The organism is Kosakonia sp. MH5 (assembly GCF_009935945.1).
In the GTDB taxonomy this organism is placed as follows: domain Bacteria; phylum Pseudomonadota; class Gammaproteobacteria; order Enterobacterales; family Enterobacteriaceae; genus Kosakonia; species Kosakonia radicincitans.
This window is the reverse complement of sequence record NZ_QODH01000007.1, coordinates 1-17,806: the sequence shown is the minus strand read 5'-3', so window position 1 is coordinate 17,806 and position 17,806 is coordinate 1. Positions and strand designations below refer to the sequence as shown.

17 protein-coding genes and 1 tRNA gene are annotated in these 17,806 nt (G+C 47.8%); 12 read left to right on the top strand and 6 right to left on the bottom strand.

Features of this window, described 5'->3' with window-relative positions:
* Nucleotides 1–15 precede the first annotated feature (15 nt).
* From DK872_RS17905 to DK872_RS17895, 3 genes are read left to right on the top strand one after another with little or no spacing between them, the layout of a single operon-like run.
* Entirely contained in the window at nt 16–486 is a 471-nt protein-coding gene (locus tag DK872_RS17905) for a ribonuclease (RefSeq protein ID WP_161518670.1), read from the top strand.
* 56 nt (nt 487–542) lie between these two features.
* Entirely contained in the window at nt 543–956 is a 414-nt protein-coding gene (locus tag DK872_RS17900; protein WP_007372857.1) for a hypothetical protein, read from the top strand.
* A complete protein-coding gene (locus tag DK872_RS17895) occupies nt 953–1,333 on the top strand; it encodes a hypothetical protein (RefSeq protein WP_007372858.1) in 381 nt (126 codons plus the stop codon). The genes DK872_RS17900 and DK872_RS17895 overlap by 4 nt, the downstream gene beginning before the upstream one ends.
* A 140-nt stretch (nt 1,334–1,473) precedes the next feature.
* On the opposite strand, the gene DK872_RS17890 is transcribed toward DK872_RS17895, so the two are convergent.
* The gene (locus tag DK872_RS17890; protein WP_007372859.1) at nt 1,474–2,073 is read right to left on the bottom strand and encodes a response regulator transcription factor; all 600 of its coding nucleotides are present in this window, start codon (nt 2,071–2,073) and stop codon (nt 1,474–1,476) included.
* Nucleotides 2,074–2,484: 411 nt separating this feature from the next.
* Between DK872_RS17890 and DK872_RS17885 the strand changes: the two genes are divergently transcribed.
* A tRNA-Leu gene (locus DK872_RS17885) sits at nt 2,485–2,569 on the top strand.
* A 163-nt stretch (nt 2,570–2,732) separates the two neighbouring features.
* Complete coding sequence (locus tag DK872_RS17880; protein ID WP_161518668.1) at nt 2,733–3,989, top strand: integrase arm-type DNA-binding domain-containing protein; 1,257 nt, start codon at nt 2,733–2,735, stop codon at nt 3,987–3,989.
* A gap of 45 nt (nt 3,990–4,034) precedes the next feature.
* Here DK872_RS17880 and DK872_RS17875 read toward each other — a convergent pair whose 3' ends face one another.
* The 3 genes from DK872_RS17875 to DK872_RS17865 form a co-directional block, all read right to left on the bottom strand.
* Entirely contained in the window at nt 4,035–6,431 is a 2,397-nt protein-coding gene (locus tag DK872_RS17875; RefSeq protein ID WP_161518665.1) for an SIR2 family protein, read from the bottom strand.
* Between the two features lie 712 nt (nt 6,432–7,143).
* Nucleotides 7,144–7,347 carry an ogr/Delta-like zinc finger family protein gene (locus tag DK872_RS17870; protein ID WP_161518662.1) on the bottom strand — a complete coding sequence of 68 codons (204 nt, stop codon included), beginning with the start codon at nt 7,345–7,347 and terminating at the stop codon, nt 7,144–7,146.
* 3 nt (nt 7,348–7,350) lie between these two features.
* The gene (locus DK872_RS17865) at nt 7,351–8,148 is read right to left on the bottom strand and encodes a capsid protein (RefSeq protein ID WP_161518659.1); all 798 of its coding nucleotides are present in this window, start codon (nt 8,146–8,148) and stop codon (nt 7,351–7,353) included.
* A gap of 572 nt (nt 8,149–8,720) precedes the next feature.
* Here DK872_RS17865 and DK872_RS17860 point away from each other — a divergent pair.
* From DK872_RS17860 to DK872_RS17840, 5 genes are read left to right on the top strand one after another with little or no spacing between them, the layout of a single operon-like run.
* A complete protein-coding gene (locus tag DK872_RS17860; protein WP_161518657.1) occupies nt 8,721–8,987 on the top strand; it encodes an AlpA family transcriptional regulator in 267 nt (88 codons plus the stop codon).
* The gene (locus DK872_RS17855; protein WP_161518655.1) at nt 8,984–9,541 is read left to right on the top strand and encodes a host cell division inhibitor Icd-like protein; all 558 of its coding nucleotides are present in this window, start codon (nt 8,984–8,986) and stop codon (nt 9,539–9,541) included. Before DK872_RS17860 ends, DK872_RS17855 begins: the two co-directional genes overlap by 4 nt.
* Complete coding sequence (locus DK872_RS17850) at nt 9,538–9,771, top strand: hypothetical protein (RefSeq protein ID WP_161518652.1); 234 nt, start codon at nt 9,538–9,540, stop codon at nt 9,769–9,771. Before DK872_RS17855 ends, DK872_RS17850 begins: the two co-directional genes overlap by 4 nt.
* The gene (locus tag DK872_RS17845; protein ID WP_161518649.1) at nt 9,768–10,088 is read left to right on the top strand and encodes a DUF5375 domain-containing protein; all 321 of its coding nucleotides are present in this window, start codon (nt 9,768–9,770) and stop codon (nt 10,086–10,088) included. The genes DK872_RS17850 and DK872_RS17845 overlap by 4 nt, the downstream gene beginning before the upstream one ends.
* 14 nt (nt 10,089–10,102) lie before the next feature.
* Nucleotides 10,103–12,436: a primase-helicase zinc-binding domain-containing protein gene (locus DK872_RS17840; RefSeq protein WP_161518646.1), complete on the top strand. Its 2,334-nt coding sequence runs from the start codon at nt 10,103–10,105 to the stop codon at nt 12,434–12,436.
* A 51-nt stretch (nt 12,437–12,487) separates the two neighbouring features.
* Here the strand turns inward: DK872_RS17840 and DK872_RS17835 are convergent, their stop codons facing one another.
* Nucleotides 12,488–13,885, bottom strand: coding sequence for a HEPN domain-containing protein (locus DK872_RS17835; protein WP_202626087.1), 1,398 nt, complete (start codon nt 13,883–13,885; stop codon nt 12,488–12,490).
* A 968-nt stretch (nt 13,886–14,853) separates the two neighbouring features.
* A complete protein-coding gene (locus DK872_RS17830; protein WP_161518643.1) occupies nt 14,854–16,014 on the bottom strand; it encodes an IS30 family transposase in 1,161 nt (386 codons plus the stop codon).
* Nucleotides 16,015–16,219: 205 nt separating this feature from the next.
* Here DK872_RS17830 and DK872_RS17825 point away from each other — a divergent pair, with 205 nt between their 5' ends.
* Nucleotides 16,220–16,921 carry a hypothetical protein gene (locus DK872_RS17825; RefSeq protein ID WP_035890550.1) on the top strand — a complete coding sequence of 234 codons (702 nt, stop codon included), beginning with the start codon at nt 16,220–16,222 and terminating at the stop codon, nt 16,919–16,921.
* Nucleotides 16,918–17,352 (top strand): hypothetical protein, encoded by a 435-nt coding sequence (locus DK872_RS17820; RefSeq protein ID WP_035890548.1) that lies wholly within the window; start codon nt 16,918–16,920, stop codon nt 17,350–17,352. The genes DK872_RS17825 and DK872_RS17820 overlap by 4 nt, the downstream gene beginning before the upstream one ends.
* Nucleotides 17,353–17,806: the final 454 nt, after the last annotated feature.

Genomic DNA, 17,806 nt, shown 5'->3' with positions numbered 1-17,806 from the left:
ACTGGAGGGATTCCCATGAAATACACACTGTCGATACTGTTTCTGGCTGTGTTAACCGCTGTACCGGCGTATGCCGACTTACCGCAATGCAGCGCGGTGGTACAGGCGGCCAACCAGCAACTGGCGAAACAGAACAACAAGACCGTGCAGGATGAGAAGAAACTGACGGCTCTGCTCAAAACGCTAAATCGTGACGATGTGCTGCCCGCTGAGTACGTGACCCGCGAACAGGCGCTCAAATTGGGCTGGAGTGGGAAGGCGGAAGATTCGCTGTGGAACATCTGGACGCTGAACAAGAAAGTGTTGGGCGGCGATCCCTGGACCGGCAAGCCTTTACCGGGGAAAGGAAAATGGTACAGCGCCGATGTCGATAGCGTACGCGGTCTGCGCAGTAACAAACATCTGATCTACAGCCCGGAAAGCGCGACGCGTTATCTCACTACAGATAATGACGCGACAACCGTCACGCTTCCTCCTTGCCAGTAGTCAGTATTGCGGCCTCATCCTATTCGTTGAGGCCGCCTGTTGAGGAGGAGATTGCCATGGTTGACGGCATTCAGATGTTAAGTCAGGGACTGGCCGCGCTCGCCGGGTTATTTGGCGGGCTAAGCGTCTCGTTTTTCTGGCAACCAAAAAAATTGCATCAGCACGGTCGGCTGGCGGCAGGGGTGATCATCGGGGCTATAAGCGTCAGCACGACCTTCACGCTGGGCGGCTTTATTGCGCGCTGGCTGGGGATGAACTTCAAAGATAGCGATATTGCGATGGGCATTGGCTATTTTGTCGGCGCGATCAGCGTCGGGATGATTGCCTGGCTGGCGAATTTTTTTAACCGTCGGGAAGGGCACGATATTTTACAGGTTGCCGGCGAGCTAAAACGCGTCGCCCGTGGCGTAAAAGCCACCCCATCGCGCCGCCGCGCGCCACGACGCCCTAAATCGGGAGATCCATCATGACGTTGAAACTCATTTTCTGGGCGGCCACGCTGGTGGATGGGGCGATTGCGGTGATTATTTTTGTCAGCGCCCTCAGCTCCCGTATGCCCAATATCCCTGTGTGGTATCGCATTGGATTATTAATTACTGCGTTAGGATTTACCGTTCAGGGGTTTCTCAATCTTCCCTATTTGCTGTTCAATGTCATGTTAATGGCGCAAGAACTGCCGTTCTGGATATTAAAAGATGTCGGTGTCGGCGTGATTGCTATTTATTATTTCTGCCACACGATGCGTAAAGATGAGAAGCCGAAAAAAACACCAGTACGTAAAAAAACGTCGGCGGTTAAAAAAGCGACATCTTCCAGAGCACCCCGCAAGACAACGTCTGCCAAATAAGAGTCACAGTGCATCTGCGCTGCTGTAAATGCTGATGTTAAATATCTCTGGCAGGAGCATTATGCACGGGCATAGTGCTCCTGTATTTGCTCAGGGGAAAATGTAGCAACAATTAACTGTTAATAAAAATTCAGGCTGGGCTATTCGTCCGAATACATCATCGCGGCTTGAGTGCGGTTATTCACATTCAGACGGCGGAAAATAGATTCCAGATGCGCTTTCACTGTACCGGCGCTGATATTTAACTGGCGGCTGATTTGCTTGTTGGATTCCCCGGCAGCCAGCAGCTTGAGGATTTCACGCTGACGCTCGCTGAGCCGCGCAATCGCGCCGTGTCCGCCATCCAGCAGCGTGATGCTTTCCTGCGGGAAGCAGAGCATTCCCAGCGACGCGGTACGCAGCGTCTGCGCGATGGTTTCCGGCGGAGAATCACGCCTGACAAACGCAATCGCATGGTGATGCAGAAACTGCCTGAGTAATGTCGGCTGGCATTTATTCATCAGCATCACCACCGGAATAGTGGGGTGGTGCAATGCCAGCGTATCGAGTAATTCAAGACTCTCTGTTTTATTTCCGTCACCATCCAGCAGAATTAACGATGCGGGAAATTCATTTAGTGTTTCATTAATTTCATTCTGATTATTCAGACCTCGAATCTTCACATTTGGGATAAAGTGCGAAAGTACTGATGCCATTCCTTCAATAAATATCGACTGCTTGTCAATCATGAGTACATGCATGCGTCATCTCCACGTAATAGCGTTCGTCAATGAGCCTGGTAATCATCAGAGTATTAAATGAAATGAAAAAAATGAAACAGGCTAATTGTCATAGGTCTTTTAACCGATATGGCAAATTAGCGAAAATGAAATAGATAATCTGTTTATTAAAATATCATATATTAAAAATGACCGTTTCGCTATTTTATAAATAATTAGCAGGGTGAGGATGATAAATAACGTGGTAGAGGGGACAGGGAATTTCGAAAGATGGGTTAATGTAGCGGATAAAGCACTGCGACAGGAAAAGGGAGTACCAGCAGCTTGACGCAGCGCTGGTTTTTTCATCACTTAGCAACTGAACGCGAGATCGTGGCTTGCATAGCCGCGAACGGCAGGTATAATCCCACACGTTTCCGCATCCCCTTCAGTGCCGAAGTGGCGAAATCGGTAGACGCAGTTGATTCAAAATCAACCGTAGAAATACGTGCCGGTTCGAGTCCGGCCTTCGGCACCAAGACCTCTTCCAAGACCATCCGAGAAAGTCCATCAAACCCTTTAAAATCAAGGATTGCAGCGATTTTTACATCCGGCATTGTCCGAGTTCGTCCGTTGAAATCCGGGGGCACTGGGGGCATAATTAGGGGCATCTTAACTTCGATTAGAAATGTGCCCCCAAAATGAAGCTCAACGCCAGACAGGTCGAGACCGCAAAGCCTAAAGACAAAACCTACAAAATGGCCGATGGCGGTGGTTTGTATCTTGAGGTTTCGGCGAAGGGTTCTAAATACTGGCGCATGAAATACAGGCGCCCCTCTGACAAAAAAGAGGACCGTCTTGCTTTTGGTGTCTGGCCTACTGTTACGCTTGCTCAGGCTAGAACAAAGCGTGATGAAGCTAAAAAGCTGTTAGTGCAGGGCATCGACCCAAAAGCTGAGCAGAAGGAAGCTCAGGCCGAAAACGCGGGGGCATATACTTTTGCAACTATCGCCCGCGAATGGCATGACAGCAATAAGCGCTGGAGTGAAGACCATCGATCGCGCGTTCTTCGTTACCTTGAGCTGTATATCTTTCCTTATATCGGCTCGTCTGATATCCGGCAGCTTAAAACCAGCCATCTGCTAGCTCCGATCAAGAAAGTTGATGCCAGCGGTAAGCATGACGTTGCGCAGCGCCTGCAACAGCGCGTCACGGCCATCATGCGCTATGCCGTTCAGAACGATTACATCGACTCAAACCCGGCCAGTGATATGGCTGGGGCGTTATCAACAACCAAAGCGCGACATTACCCGGCATTACCTTCCAGCCGCTTCCCTGAGTTTCTTGCACGTCTTGCTGCATATCGTGGCCGTGTGATGACACGGATCGCGGTCGAACTTTCCTTACTGACTTTTGTGCGTTCTAGTGAATTACGTTTTGCGCGCTGGGATGAATTCGACTTTGATAAATCTCTTTGGCGTATACCTGCAAAAAGAGAAGAAATTAAAGGCGTGCGTTACTCATACCGTGGTATGAAGATGAAAGAGGAGCATATCGTTCCTCTCAGTCGGCAAGCGATAGGGTTGCTAGAGCAGCTCAAGCAAATCAGCGGTGACAAAGAGCTTCTATTTCCGGGGGATCACGACGCAACTAAAGTCATGAGTGAAAACACAGTAAACAGCGCATTGCGTTCTATGGGCTATGACACGAAAACCGAAGTTTGCGGCCACGGATTTAGGACGATGGCGCGTGGTGCGTTGGGAGAGTCGGGGTTATGGAGCGAAGATGCTATAGAACGGCAGTTGAGCCACTCAGAGCGCAACAATGTGCGTGCGGCATATATTCACACATCTGAGCATTTGGATGAGCGTCGACTGATGGTTCAGTGGTGGGCGGATTATTTGGATGAGAATAAAAAAAATATTTTATCACCTTTTGATTTTGCAAAAAAAATGTAAATAGTAAAGATAACCTTGCCATTTAAAATGGCAAGGTTCATGTGTTCAATAGAAAAATGTTTTTGATTTTAACCCATCCCATTCAAGTCGATATTTAAGAATGAAGGATAATTTTCCATTTGAATTTTCAATTTTGTCAATATACTGCCGAAGGTTTATTGCTGATTTACTTTTGCTACTCAGCAATGTATCGCTATAGCTATTATTGCCGACATTATCCACAGCTTTTAGAATGCAATTTAATGATTTTGAAAATTCATATTCAGTTATAGATTCTGTGTCGAGTAAATTCATTTTTTGAATCCATAGTAATGCTGTGATATGAATAATGTTTCGTTCGGCTGTAATGTTTTTGGAGGATTGAGCCCACGTTAACGCTGTATTAAGCTCTCTGATTCTATTGTTGATTTCGACTATTAGATTACTCCCGTGATATATGTTGTAGTATGCCTTGGCTTTTTGAACGTAAAAGTCAGGCTCTTGACCTTCAATATCTTGAAGGCGGTTGTATATATCGATAATTAAATCAGCTGCACCCTTGTGTCCCTCTGTAAATATATGGTTTAAATTATCAAACTTTCTTATTGAAGTGGCTAAGATCTTATCGCGTGGATATGTGTTTTTTAAGAACTTGATAAGTACATCTACACACCAGTCTTTACCTTTACTTCGATAAAACTCTCTTAATAGTGCTACAACCCAGCTTGAGGCGTAAGATGTTATCTTAAAGCTTGTATGGTCGTATTTTTCTTCATTCTTTATTCTTTCTATTTCAAGATAGGGGTGGTGATTTTCTGAAATTTCTTTTGTTTTATTGAGGTTAAGACCTCCCGTTATTATTTCTTGTCCAGTTATGCTGTATTTTGTAGCGATTACACATAAGGTTATATATAACTCTTCGCTTACATTTATTTTTCTTAGGTAATTATTTTCACCAAGGACTTGATATGCGTTAAATATTTTATCAAGAAGGTATTTTCCATTTGTGAATGTTGGTAGGCGAACTTTTATTGCACCTTCATTTATTTTTGAAATCTCTAAGTCTAATAACTTATTTGATAAAGTATAGACAATGGTCGAATCATCAGCTTCTAAAAAATATTCCTCATCGCTATTATTGAGATCGGAACATAATAAAATTGATGTTTTCTTATTTTTGAATGATTTTTTTTGCGTCTTTATTTTTTTTAATAATTCAACGTCAAGGACATTGGAATCGAAAAAAATTATAGAATTGTCTTGGCCAATAAGTTTATTCAATGAATGGCTGTTTAATTTATTGTTCGAGTTTACGACGAAAACTCTTCTATCTTTAATATTGCTTAGAACTTTATAGCAAAGTAAAGTGCGCCCAGACACCCTAGTGCCTTTGATTATTACAACATCCTTTTCTCGTAGTGAATTTGTAATTTCATCCTCTTTGACTCTTTTTCCATAAAAATATGGGATAATTTGACTGCTATAACGCTCTCCATTATTGATATGAGATATCCCTGTCAGGAAATAATTTTTGTTTTCTTCTGGTGAATCTGACAAGGTTTTAATGGAATGACTAAACTCTTCAAGTTCAGGAGAGTTTTTAGCCGATTTTTGATAGGCTTCATTAATTAGAGCGTATATTTGTTCATATTTCCCTTCGTCAAACAAAATAATATTATTGATTCCCATGTTGATGAAATCTTGTTCATCAATTTCATCTGGTTTTTCATTTAGAAACATTATGTTTTGAGTTTGCTTTCTTTCTGATTGTGAGTGTTGAGCTATAACAAATGCTAAATCAATCTCATCCGTCAGACTACATCCAATGTAGATTATGTTTTTTTCTTTAAAATCTAATTGCAGTAACTCTAGCATCCTTCGATTCGATTCTAATGATGTTAGATAGTCTGACCTTTTAAAAACAAGCCTACTAATCTCGTGTCTCATTTCATATTGAATATCACCATGAATTTTGTATAAAGTGGGGTGGTTTTTAGATTCAAAAGATAAATGAACGTCGTAGGGGAGTGCCACTTTATATTCTGAGCTATTCTCTATTGCGTCATCCGCGTTCAGTGTATAAATATAAGGCCATTTAATATCTCGTATAAATCCTTTTTTTTGATTATCCAGCTCTACTCCATCAAAGCTATCAATGAGATATTTCTTTCTTCTTTCTTTGCTAACCCATTCATCATTGAAAAAAAGATCGCTAATTTCGCTAAATTTTTTTAGTTTTAATTTTTCTTTTTGTGCTGCTGTAAGTTTCTTTTCTTCAGCAATCATTTCGATCATTTTATCTGAAAATTGCGTGCCTGAGGGAACTCTTTTTCTTGCTTTAGTTTGACAGCCAACAGTGAATCCAGAGCCAATTATCGGAATTAAATTATTATTTGAAAAGCAATTTGATAGTAAATCAATTATCTCAGTTGAATTGTGTTGATAATAAGATATTTTACGCATTTAATCCCTCTTAAGTTTTTTATAAGCGATTGGTAGTATGTGAGTTATATATCTTTATCAGAATAGTCTGATTCGATCAATGGTTAAGGAAGATAATGTAAATATTTGGTCTACCATACTTATTTTTTAATTCGCAGTATTCAATGCGCGTAATGATCTGTCCACCACACCTACCCGCCTTGTAGGGCGGTTTTCATGTAGGTACATGGGAAGCGCATGCTGCTACAGGATCAAATGAGCACGCAGGACGGGAGGGAACCGCTTCAAAAGCAACTCCTTCCACGCTGAAAATGATAAATTTTCGCTATATCCGAGTTTTTTCTTACCCCGCCTGACCGCCTAGAAGGCCGCCATATCCTCGCACAGCACCGTACCTGTTATATCCGTATTCCCTTGAATCCGTATGGCGCAGCGACGCGCTCCGCCCGAGAAATTAAATACGCACATTACCGCTGGCGCGCAGTGCTTTCCCCGCCTCGCCTGCCCGCTTTGCAGGGCGGTTTAAATGCAGGTGCACGATCCGGCTCAGGCCGCGCCAGTGATGGTGCGGGCGTGGTTCAGGCTGGCCGGGAAATAAATGCAGTTAAATGCACCTGATGCATGCAGGGTAATTTTCGGAAAAATATCGGGATTTTTTGGCGTTTTTTCGGGGGCGGAGAGAGCAGCCGGTAGCGAGTACCGGCGCACATAAATCGGGAGATTTTCGGGGAGGTTATTGCTGTTGAATATCTGCCTGCAAGACCTCATTTTCCGGCATCGCCGGTTTACGTATCACGCCGTCGAGTGTCTCGGTGGTGCGGAACGTGGCCGAGCATTCAATACTGGTGCACTGGTGATAGCGCTGTTTGAGATTTTCCGTCAGGTAGCGGCTGGTACGCGTGTGCGCAGGCTGTTTGCAGAACGGGCAGTGAAACATGGCTCAGCCCTCCGCCTGTTTTCTCTTGTCGGCCAGTTGCGTGGCAAGCTGCGAACGCTTCAGCGGGCTTTTATACAGCGCCATATCCACGCCGGTCAGCGGCGGGCGGTGCATGCCGAGCTGTGAGAACACCGGCTCATTGTCCATGTCAAAGTTATAAAATTGTGCCTGCACCGCAACATGCATATGCAGCTCCTCAGCCAGAATATCCGCCGGGCGGTTCGCACCGTTCAGCTCCAGCGCACGCAGGCGCAGGCAGAACGCCCGCACCAGTGCCGGGCTGATGTCCCGCATGGCCTCTGCCCACTCCGCCTGTGCGCAGACGCTAAACGCCCGTGCATGCTCAGTGACATACGTTTTACCTGTCGTGCAGGCTTCCAGCATGGCGCGGGATTTGTCCGTCTCCAGTTCAGCAATCAGGCCGGTGAACTCCTCCGCCAGCTCACGACCGGCGATGTGTCTGCTGTGTCCGGCTTTGAGCTCCGGCGTCATGGCACCGCCGAGACTGCGGAAACGCTCGCGCCAGCTCTTCTCTGCTGCGGCGCTTTCCTCAAGCGCGTTCTTCCGTTCCTTTTCGCTGCGGTTGATGGCTGCGCCGATGTCGTTCAGTTTTATCATGCTGCCGGTATGGGCGGCTTTTGCCTCTGTAAAGGCCTTCAGGGCACGGTTGACGGCGGCGGCGTTATCCTCTGCGGCTTTTTTATGCACAGTATTAACAGCACCATCGATAACGGCGCGGGAGGCACCGGTCTGCGTGCTGCCGATGGTTTTCATGATGGAGGTCATAAGTTCAGTTTTCATGGCGGGGCTCTCTGTGTTGTCAATGTAAGAGCATTCTGCCGCGCCCTGCACAACGAGACGACCGGTTGCAGTTGTGGCCGTAATGGCACAGAAAGCCGCTGAAAAAACCGGCTCGCCAGAAAGAGGTCCCAGGAAAAGCCCTCTTTCTGTTTGTTTTTCTCTATTTAACTCTTCACACTGTTCACTGATAAATAAAATAATAAGTAATACAGTAAGTTAAAGAGTGAACAGTTGAGGAATTAAGTGTTCACCGACTGTTCACTACTGTTCACCGGCTTTTTGTTTCTTCCGGTACAGCAGTATTTTTTTCTGATGTTTTTTCCTGTTAATACCCGCTTAATTAATCGGATAAAAAGGTTTGCAATTTTAGTTGCTGGTTATATTGGCCAACATTGACATTTATTGGCAAACAGAGGCAAACCCGAAAAACAAGCTGCTTATTAAACAGACAACCGTGCAGGAAACAGCCTGAAGCGCCCTTGTTGTAATACGTAAAAATATTCACAAAATAGAGCGCTACCCGAAGCCGGAAAGACACAACCGGCACTGTATGGACATTATGAGGTAGCCCGATGCACACCGCTTTTTCTTCCCCGTCTTCTGCCCCTGCCGCGCCATTAATGCCGGTTTCTGATGTTATTCAGGAGCGCTTTTTACGCCTGCCGGAAGTGATGCATTTATGCGGTCTGTCCCGCTCGACCATTTACGACCTCATCAGCCGCAACGCGTTTCCGCAACAGGTTTCCCTCGGCGGGAAAAATGTCGCCTGGCTGCACAGCGAAATCACCGCCTGGATGACTGCGCGAATCTCCGACCGTAACCGGGGCTGTGACGCATGATGATGCCCGGTCTGCAAAAACAGCCTTTCCCTGGCTTGCTTCTTTTGTCAGTTTCCAGGTATAGTTTTCCCGCTGTCGCAAAATCGGCAGCCGGAATTGGCGTTCCGCGTAACTTATTGGCGACACAACACGCGCCAGGCGTGTTTTTTTATGTCGTGGCTCAGACACACCCATTTCCCGGGCTGTGGTGTTTATGCGTACACCATAGTTTCGTTCAGGTAATGGCAGTCCGGGCGGGGCAGCCTTCGGGCTGGCCGGTTTCCAATAAGGCCGGTTACGCCAACCCCGTTCGGGCTGCCACCAGTGAAATTGGCGTTTCCGGTGGTAGCAATAACCGCTACTTATTGGAGGCTGCCATCATGGCTACTATCCTCACCCCGTCACACCCGCAGTTCGTCTTTGTTTTTGCCGCCATCCGTCGTGCAGACCGGACACCCCGTATCCGTATGCTCCGCACCGTGGCCGGTGACGAACACGCCGCACGCCGTTCCCTCGTTCGCGATTACGTTCTCTCCTTTGCCGCCCGTCTGCCGGTTGCGGAGGTACTCGCGTGAAAGAACTGACCCTGACCATCACCCACGCTGACCTCCGGCACCTTGAACACCTGCGTAATGTCGGCCAGTTCGTCGGGAATATGCTGATATCGCAGGATGTGTCCGGTGCCTGCCAGTTACCGGAACAGCATTTACAGCTCGCCTCCGTCATTCACCTGATGACCGCCCGGCTTGATGATGTGGTCGAACGCTGCAACCGGCGCTGGCTCACTGAGGAAGTACGCGCATGAAACAGCCATTACCGCCCGTATTACGCGCCGCGCTGTATCGCCGCGCGGTCGCCTGTGCCTGGCTGACCCTGTGCACACATCAGCACCGTTATCCGCATCTCACCCTCGATGCGCTGGAATCCGCCATCGCTGCCGAGCTGGAAGGGTTTTATCTGCGCCAGCACGGCGAGGAAAAAGGCCGTCAGATTGCCTGTGCGCTTCTTGAAGATTTGATGGAAGCCGGGCCGCTTAAGGCCGCCCCGTCACTGTCCTTTCTGGGGCTCGCTGTGATGGATGAGCTTTGCGCCCGCCATATCAAAAAGCCTGTGCTGCACTGAGGGAGAAAAAACCAATGAAAATGAACGTAACGGAAACCGTAAAGCAGGCGTGCGGCCACTGGCCGCGCATTCTCCCGGCGCTGGGGGTGAAGGTCATTAAAAACCGGCATCAGCCCTGCCCGGTGTGCGGCGGCGCTGACCGCTTCCGCTTTGACGATAAAGAGGGGCGCGGCACATGGTTTTGCAACCAGTGCGGCGCGGGTGACGGCCTGAGCCTGGTTGAAAGGGCGCTGGGCGTGACGGTCAGCGAAGCCGCCGACCGCGTGAACGCCGTGACCGGCAGCCTGCCGCCGGTTGCCCCGGAGGTGATTGCTGCTGATACGGCAGAAACCGAAGCCGGGCGCAGGGAGGCCGCCGCGCTGGCGGCCAGTCTGCTGGCGAAAAGCCGCCCGGCCACCGGTAACGCCTATCTGACCCGCAAGGGGCTGGCTGGCCGCAAATGCCTGACGCTGACAACCACGCACAAAACCGGTGGCGTGACCTACCGCGCCGGGGATGTGGTTGTCCCGCTGTATGACGACACCGGCGTACTGGTTAACGTCCAGCTCATTAACGCTGACGGCGACAAGCGCACCCTGAAAGGCGGCCAGGTGAAAGGGGCATGCCACACCATCGAAGGGCAGAAACAGGCGGGAAAACGTCTGTGGATAGCAGAAGGTTACGCCACGGCGCTGACCGTGCATCACCTGACCGGCGAAACCGTGATGGTCGCGCTGTCGTCCGTGAACCTTCTTTCTCTGGCGAGCCTTGCCCGACGCCAGCATCCGGGCTGTCAGATTGTGCTCGCTGCCGACCTTGACCTGAATGGCGACGGCCAGACAAAAGCCACTGTGGCCGCAGACGCCTGCGCCGGGGTGGTTGCCCTGCCGCCGGTGTTCGGTGACTGGAATGATGCGTTTATGCAGCAGGGTGAAGAGGCGACGCGACGCGCGATTTACGATGCCATTAAGCCACCGGTCGCGAGCCCGTTCGACACCATGAGCGAGGCGGAATTTACCGCCATGAGCACCAGTGAGAAAGCGATGCGCGTGCATGAGCACTACGGCGAGGCGCTGGCCGTGGATGCAAACGGGCAGCTTCTCTCCCGTTATGAAGCCGGAGCGTGGAAAGTGATTGCCCCGGCTGACTTCTCCCGCGATGTGGCAGCACTCTTCCAGCGCCTGCGCGCGCCGTTCTCGTCAGGCAAAATTGCTTCTGTGGTGGAGACCCTGAAACTGATTGTGCCGCAACAGGGCGCTCCGGCACGGCGGCTGATTGGCTTTCGTAACGGCGTGCTCGATACTGCGAGCGGCACGTTCAGCCCGCACAGCAAGGCGCACTGGCTGCGCACCCTGTGTGAGGTGGATTTCACCCCACCGGTGGCGGGCGAAACGCTGGAAACCCGTGCCCCGCATTTCTGGCGCTGGCTCGACCGTGCTGCCGGTGGCCGTGCTGACAAACGCGACGTGATACTCGCCGCGCTGTTTATGGTGCTGGCGAACCGCTACGACTGGCAGCTCTTTCTCGAAGTCACCGGGCCGGGCGGCAGCGGGAAAAGTATTCTGGCTGAAATTGCGACCATGCTCGCAGGCGAGGACAACGCCACCTCCGCGACCATTGAAACGCTGGAATCACCCCGCGAGCGCGCCGCCCTGATTGGCTTCTCGCTGATTCGCCTGCCTGACCAGGAGAAATGGAGCGGTGACGGCGCGGGACTCAAGGCCATCACCGGCGGCGATGCGGTATCGGTTGACCCGAAATACCGCGACGCCTACTCAACGCATATTCCGGCGGTGATTCTGGCCGTGAACAATAACCCGATGCGCTTCACCGACCGCAGCGGCGGCGTATCGCGCCGCCGGGTTATCCTGCACTTCCCGGAGCAAATTGCCCCGGAGGAGCGCGACCCGCACCTGAAGGACAAAATCGCCCGCGAGCTGGCCGTCATTGTGCGCCAGCTTATGCAGCGTTTCAGCGACCCGATGACCGCCCGTGCACTGCTCCAGTCACAGCAGAACTCCGGCGAGGCACTGAGCATCAAGCGTGATGCTGACCCGGCCTTTGATTTTTGTGGCTATCTGGAAGCTCTGCCTGACGCCGACGGGATGTATATGGGTAATGCCAACATTATTCCACACCAGCCGCGACTCTACCTGTATCATGCCTATCTGGTGTACATGGAGGCACACGGCTACAAGAACACCCTGAGCCTGACGATGTTCGGCAAGGGACTGCCGACCATGCTGAAAGAGTACGGCCTGAACTATGACAAGCGGCGAACAAATCAGGGGATGCAGACTAACCTGACGCTGAAAGAGGAAAGTAACGGCGACTGGCTGCCGAAGTGCGACGAACCTGCAACGAAATAACCAACACAGACCGGCATTGCCGGTCTACTCGGAGACGCATTTATTTATACCCTAATCTTGGAGATCTATTTTAGGTTCGATGTTTATGGGTATATCATCCAAAAATTTTGGCAGAGATTTTCTAAATCCAGTTTTACCAAAACCGAAAATTGATAAGAAGTGAACTGCTCGTAGCAGCGTTTCAGAACAAAACTCAATTATGCAGAAATTCAATGTTTCATTATGTGAATAACCGTGTACGATCTTCGAACGAGCATCATAAATTTGTCTTGCTTTCTCCCTAACATCCTCATTAAGACCTTTATAGCTAATATGTAAATGTGTAACTCTTCGCTTGAACGTTTCTGTGATGTCGCGATCCTGAAAATTGACTATAGCTTCCATTGAGCTTACAAGCTTCTGAATTCGCTGGAACGGAATGCACTCTGTAACAGCATCGCCGTACCATAAAAGTGCACGTTCAAATCTATCAGCAACTCGTTCATTAGAAAAATGGGGGGTTGAAATTAACTCTGCAATTTGGAATGAGGTGGTGATTAAATTGTCAGGGATGTTTTGATTTATGTGAAATTTTTCCCAAAACTCCTTAGAGTGAAATTGAAAGTAGGGGAGGTTATGAGTTGTAGCATTGAAAAGTTTATCTCTATTTGGCCCGTATCTGTAAAAATGAAATGGCCCCAAAACCCTATCGTTAGAAGTAAGGAGAGGTATTGCCTGAGGAGATAGATGCGTAGATAAGAGTTTTAGAATATTATATGTAGTATCTCTCGTTCTTTCAGCAAGTTGTAGGGATAGTTTTTTACTGCATTTTGTTTTAATAAAAATCTCAAGAAAGAAATTGCTTTTATAAAAATTTGTCTTGTTTAGTTTTTTTAATTCTTTTTCTTTTGAAGATGCCGGATCTATTGGTATTAAACGAATATTTTCACTTAACATCAACTCGTTATGTAGATTAAAAACAACTATAGGGAATTGATATAATGCTGATGTAAATTCTTTTTTGAATTTTGAAAGTCTTGTTGATGCTATGGTTTTGAATTTTTCATCAACGATGATGTGTTTTTTTAAATCTTCTCCTATTAATTCGAAAAAAGATTCTAAAGTGGCATTAACATATTCAAATGTTATTTCGTTTATAACTGAATGTAACTCAATTGGTAAACAGTTTAAATTGCCACATTTGCGTATAACTATGGATAACTCCCTGATCAGGCATAATGATTTTTCTGTATGAAATAATTGATAAATGCAAGGCTTTCTATCGTTAACTTTTTCCAATATTGCGTCTTTAAGGTCTACCGGTGGATCAATAGTAGTAAATAATAAATTAGACTTTCTAATTTCTTGATAATAGGATTCATGATCATTCACCCAAAGGCTATAGGCACGTGCCAGTTCGGAGACTAGTTCCCGAAAAATTCTTTTTCCATCTTCTGATAAATTATCCAATTTTCATTGTCTCTCAATTCGTTGCTAGCTGAAACCTCAAAAAGGAATTATCTATTAAAATCTGTATAATTGAGTATACCAGCTTATGTCAAGATCCCTTATGCCGTAACCGTTTACACCAAGTACTTCACTTCTATTGATCAAGACGCTTCGATGTAAGTTTTGCTTTGCAAACCTCAGCTTTTCGCTCAAAACACCGAACGTATGTATGAAGATGAACACTTATGTGTTCACTGTTCACCAACCATTCACTTGGTAACTTATTGAATATTAGTAATAAAAGTAACGAGTGAACAGTATGGACAGTTTTCCATAAAAAAACTTTTTACTCCATATCTGAAGGAGTCAGCTTTCGCATCTAATGGGGAGAGCGCATTCAAAGGTACAACCTAATGATGGATTGTTCCGGTTAGGGTCCGGTACACGGAACCTAACCAAAGGAGACTTGATGGCTTACGATACGGTAATGGGCAAAAAAATGCTTGGGGGCATAAAAGGGGGCACTTGTTATTGTTGTTCTTTTATATTTAATATATTTCAATTATTTACTTAACTATTTGAGTCCGGCCTTCGCACCAAGTCACTAAATTCCTTACAATACAGACAGTTAGACAATAAAATCTGTCTCTTTTACCTGTAAGGAATGCTCTGTTATGTCCCTTGAAAAAGCCGCTGTGGTTGATAGTGGTAATTGGGATGTTAACTCATAGCGGCGTGTAGTTCCAAGCGTCAAACACGTACTGACTCAACTTGAAAGCTATGACGTAGCCACCGTCTCTAAACAATCCCCAAAACTTTTAGTGAAGCGCATTTTAGCCCGATGCCCCCGTTCTGTCGCCGTCGCGAGACGCCGCAGGGGATAAACAGGTTTATGGTGGTCACGGTACTTGCAGACCATATGCAAGCTCTGCCAGCGGTTCGGCCTCGCTCCCCTTGGGTACATGGTCATCCTGATAAGCCTTGTGAGTTCAACCGATGGATGCAACACATTGGTTAAAACGCTCTGCGGGTGATTCAAAGTCCAGCGTTTTTCTCGGCCTTTCGTTGAGCTGTCTGGCAACACTGTTAAGTCTTTGCTGGCTGTGAACCGATAAGTCAGTTCCTTTTGGAAAATACTGCCTGAGCAATCTGTTCGTATTTTCATTGGAGCCGCGTTGCCAGGGTGATTGAGGATCGCAGAAGTAAACCTGAATATCTGTGGCTACAGTAAACCGGGTGTGGCTGGTCATTTCAGCGCCCCGGTCCCATGTTAATGTTTTATAAAGCTCAGCAGGTAATTCCCGGGCTTGTTTGATGAGTGCAGATATAACCGTTATGGTCTTGTTGTCCCTGATCTTGGCCAGCATAACAAAACGGGAATGACGTTCTACAAGGGTGACGATACAGGAGTTTTTCGAGCCCTGGATCAGGTCACCTTCCCAGTGCCCTGGTATGGCTCTGTCAGCGGCTTCAGGTGGCCTTTCGCTGATAGAGATTGTATCCGGGATTGACCCTAAACCTTTCCCTTTAAGCGATGATGTTCTGGATCGACGCACGACTCTTCCGCTTCTGAGGCATTGCTGCAGTTCTTTTTTTAATGCACCCCGGGTTTGTATAAAAAGCGTTTTATAAATTGTTTCGTGTGACACATGCATTTCCTGATTATCGGGATAACAGCGTTTTAGCCAACCGGCGATTTGTTCCGGCGACCAGTCCTGATGCATCTTCTCTGCGATGATTTTACACAAAGTGGGGCTTTCGATTAGCTTGCAGGGTTTTGGTCTCAGGGCACTTTCCCATGCAGTGGCATCCGCTTTTGCTGCACGATATTGTTTTGCACCTCCGTGCCTATTGATCTCGCGACTAATCGTTGAGGGAGCTCTTGATAATTTGGCAGCGATGTCCCTGATGCTGCGTTTTGCTACCAGCCCTCTGGATATCTCCTCTCTTTCATCAAGCGAAAGCGCTAACGGGTGCCGCTTTCGGACAGGGGGACGGTATCCACCAGTCTGGTGGATAGTGGGCATGATAGAAGAATGATATCTGTCGAACATTCTGGCGATATCATGCAGGGAATCACCTTGCTTATATCTGTCCTGGATAATCGCTTTCTGTTCTGGCGTGTAGTAAATGCGCGTTCTTCGTTTCATGGCAACGTCCCCCTTCGATTAAGGATAGCGTTGCATCGACCCGTTGAACTCACACTCACTAACTGACATAACCCTGATGAAGTCGCCAGAGGCTCCGCTTATCTGTACCACCAACGGGGCTTATATGATGCTATTGCTTGCCGTCTGGACTGCCTGAAAAATAGACTATACCATTGATGGTCAGAGTTGATATGGAGATGAACGCGTGAGCACCAGAAGAGAGATAAAGGACGGGGCATTATTTGACGTACTCGACAGGGGAATAGTTTACACCGAGGTACTCGGCTGGATTGATATGGGGCATGCCCGTGGTAATGATGTGGCTGAGCTTAGACGTCAATTCGTTGAGGGGGAGCGTAGCGGTAAGCCGTCTTATGTAGTCATGTATCGGCAGGATATGGGCATCATTAAGTTCGCATCGCGGCTTGGTGTCGGGAAGTTCTCTCGCTGGGAAATTAAGTGTGGCCGGAGCACCGAAGACATTAACAGAATCATGTTGGCAATGATGATGAACACTGCATCCAGATTCGAGGGGCTGCAAAGCTTACGGTCATTCTCTTGGTATACGGACAGTGGCTTTAGTGGCGAAGATTTGGTTTCTGATCTGTTCGGATTCTATCGGGCTATAATTCCGGGTCGGTATGGTTATCGTGTCAAGCCTGTGGGTTATGAATCAGCCGTCCGCCGCTGGGATTACTACGGCGCTATAGGTTCTCATAAAAATCGTGGGTTCCGTCCGATTCTGTTTCCTGATCCAGAAGATCCGTGTGTGCGGCATCAAGCCTATACGGTGAATCTTCCGCATTTTATGACATGGCTTAGGCCGTGGGACGATTTCACATCCGGGGTGGTTAAGGTCATTACAAATGATGGTACATCGCTCTCGTTCGTGGGGGCGAAGCAATGACAACTCTGTTAAAAGTAATGAAGTGGTGCGTACTGTTGGCTGTCACCGTGCTTATTCTCGTATGGCTGTTTGTCTGGCTCGTTGCATCTGGCTCTGATGAAACAACTGTCTACAAAGAAAATGATTTCTTCAACTACCACACTCTGACAGACAAGGACATTGAAAACGCCCCGCGTATAACGGACGACTTCTATTTCGAGTCACACCCCGGCGATGGTTATGCGCCTTCAAATAGCATTATCTTCAAGGGAGCAACCGGGACTGCACCGTTGCGCTCTTACCTTGAAAAGCTGGGCTACACCAAGGAAAAGCGTAGCTTAGGGGAAAAGGAAATATGGTCAAAACCTGATCAGTTGAATAAGGATCTTTTCTATCTGTACTTTAATGCCGCAACGGGTGAAGTCGAGCTGACAAAGGTTCTGAATAACTGAGCCTCCCCGACTTGAAAAATTGCACGCTTATGGTTGCCCCTCCCTCAACGATTAAGGCTTCAACTTCCCCCGTGCGCCTCTCCCAGCCGAAGGCTGGGCGGGCTGTATATCGATTTGCCTTCCTCTGTGGCGTTTATGACCCTGTTTCGCGTTTTGACCGTGAGGCTGTGGGTTAGGGTTACTCTTCTCTTTAAACGCTAAATCACTCCTGAATCCCCACTGTTAAAGCACTTTGCGTTGATGCTGGGTGCTGCTCTTGCCTGCGCTTGTATCTGTCTCGTTTGGGTATACCTGATAAAGACATAGATACGCTGTCTCATTTGACTATCTATAAAACTTGGACTGACCCCGCCCCGGTAGACGATCCTGCCCTATAGTTGGACTGACCCCGCCCCGGTAGACGATCCTGCCCTATAGTTTGAGCATAGGAGGAGCGTATGGGCACACCACGATT

Excerpts from the sequence above, each read along its gene's own strand:
- DK872_RS17905 (WP_161518670.1), top strand. The coding sequence starts at position 16 with ATGAAATACACACTGTCGATACTGTTTCTGGCTGTGTTAACCGCTGTA.
- DK872_RS17900 (WP_007372857.1), top strand. The coding sequence starts at position 543 with ATGGTTGACGGCATTCAGATGTTAAGTCAGGGACTGGCCGCGCTCGCC.
- DK872_RS17895 (WP_007372858.1), top strand. The coding sequence starts at position 953 with ATGACGTTGAAACTCATTTTCTGGGCGGCCACGCTGGTGGATGGGGCG.
- DK872_RS17890 (WP_007372859.1), bottom strand. The coding sequence starts at position 2,073 with ATGCATGTACTCATGATTGACAAGCAGTCGATATTTATTGAAGGAATG.
- DK872_RS17880 (WP_161518668.1), top strand. The coding sequence starts at position 2,733 with ATGAAGCTCAACGCCAGACAGGTCGAGACCGCAAAGCCTAAAGACAAA.
- DK872_RS17875 (WP_161518665.1), bottom strand. The coding sequence starts at position 6,431 with ATGCGTAAAATATCTTATTATCAACACAATTCAACTGAGATAATTGAT.
- DK872_RS17870 (WP_161518662.1), bottom strand. The coding sequence starts at position 7,347 with ATGTTTCACTGCCCGTTCTGCAAACAGCCTGCGCACACGCGTACCAGC.
- DK872_RS17865 (WP_161518659.1), bottom strand. The coding sequence starts at position 8,148 with ATGAAAACTGAACTTATGACCTCCATCATGAAAACCATCGGCAGCACG.
- DK872_RS17860 (WP_161518657.1), top strand. The coding sequence starts at position 8,721 with ATGCACACCGCTTTTTCTTCCCCGTCTTCTGCCCCTGCCGCGCCATTA.
- DK872_RS17855 (WP_161518655.1), top strand. The coding sequence starts at position 8,984 with ATGATGATGCCCGGTCTGCAAAAACAGCCTTTCCCTGGCTTGCTTCTT.
- DK872_RS17845 (WP_161518649.1), top strand. The coding sequence starts at position 9,768 with ATGAAACAGCCATTACCGCCCGTATTACGCGCCGCGCTGTATCGCCGC.
- DK872_RS17840 (WP_161518646.1), top strand. The coding sequence starts at position 10,103 with ATGAAAATGAACGTAACGGAAACCGTAAAGCAGGCGTGCGGCCACTGG.
- DK872_RS17830 (WP_161518643.1), bottom strand. The coding sequence starts at position 16,014 with ATGAAACGAAGAACGCGCATTTACTACACGCCAGAACAGAAAGCGATT.
- DK872_RS17820 (WP_035890548.1), top strand. The coding sequence starts at position 16,918 with ATGACAACTCTGTTAAAAGTAATGAAGTGGTGCGTACTGTTGGCTGTC.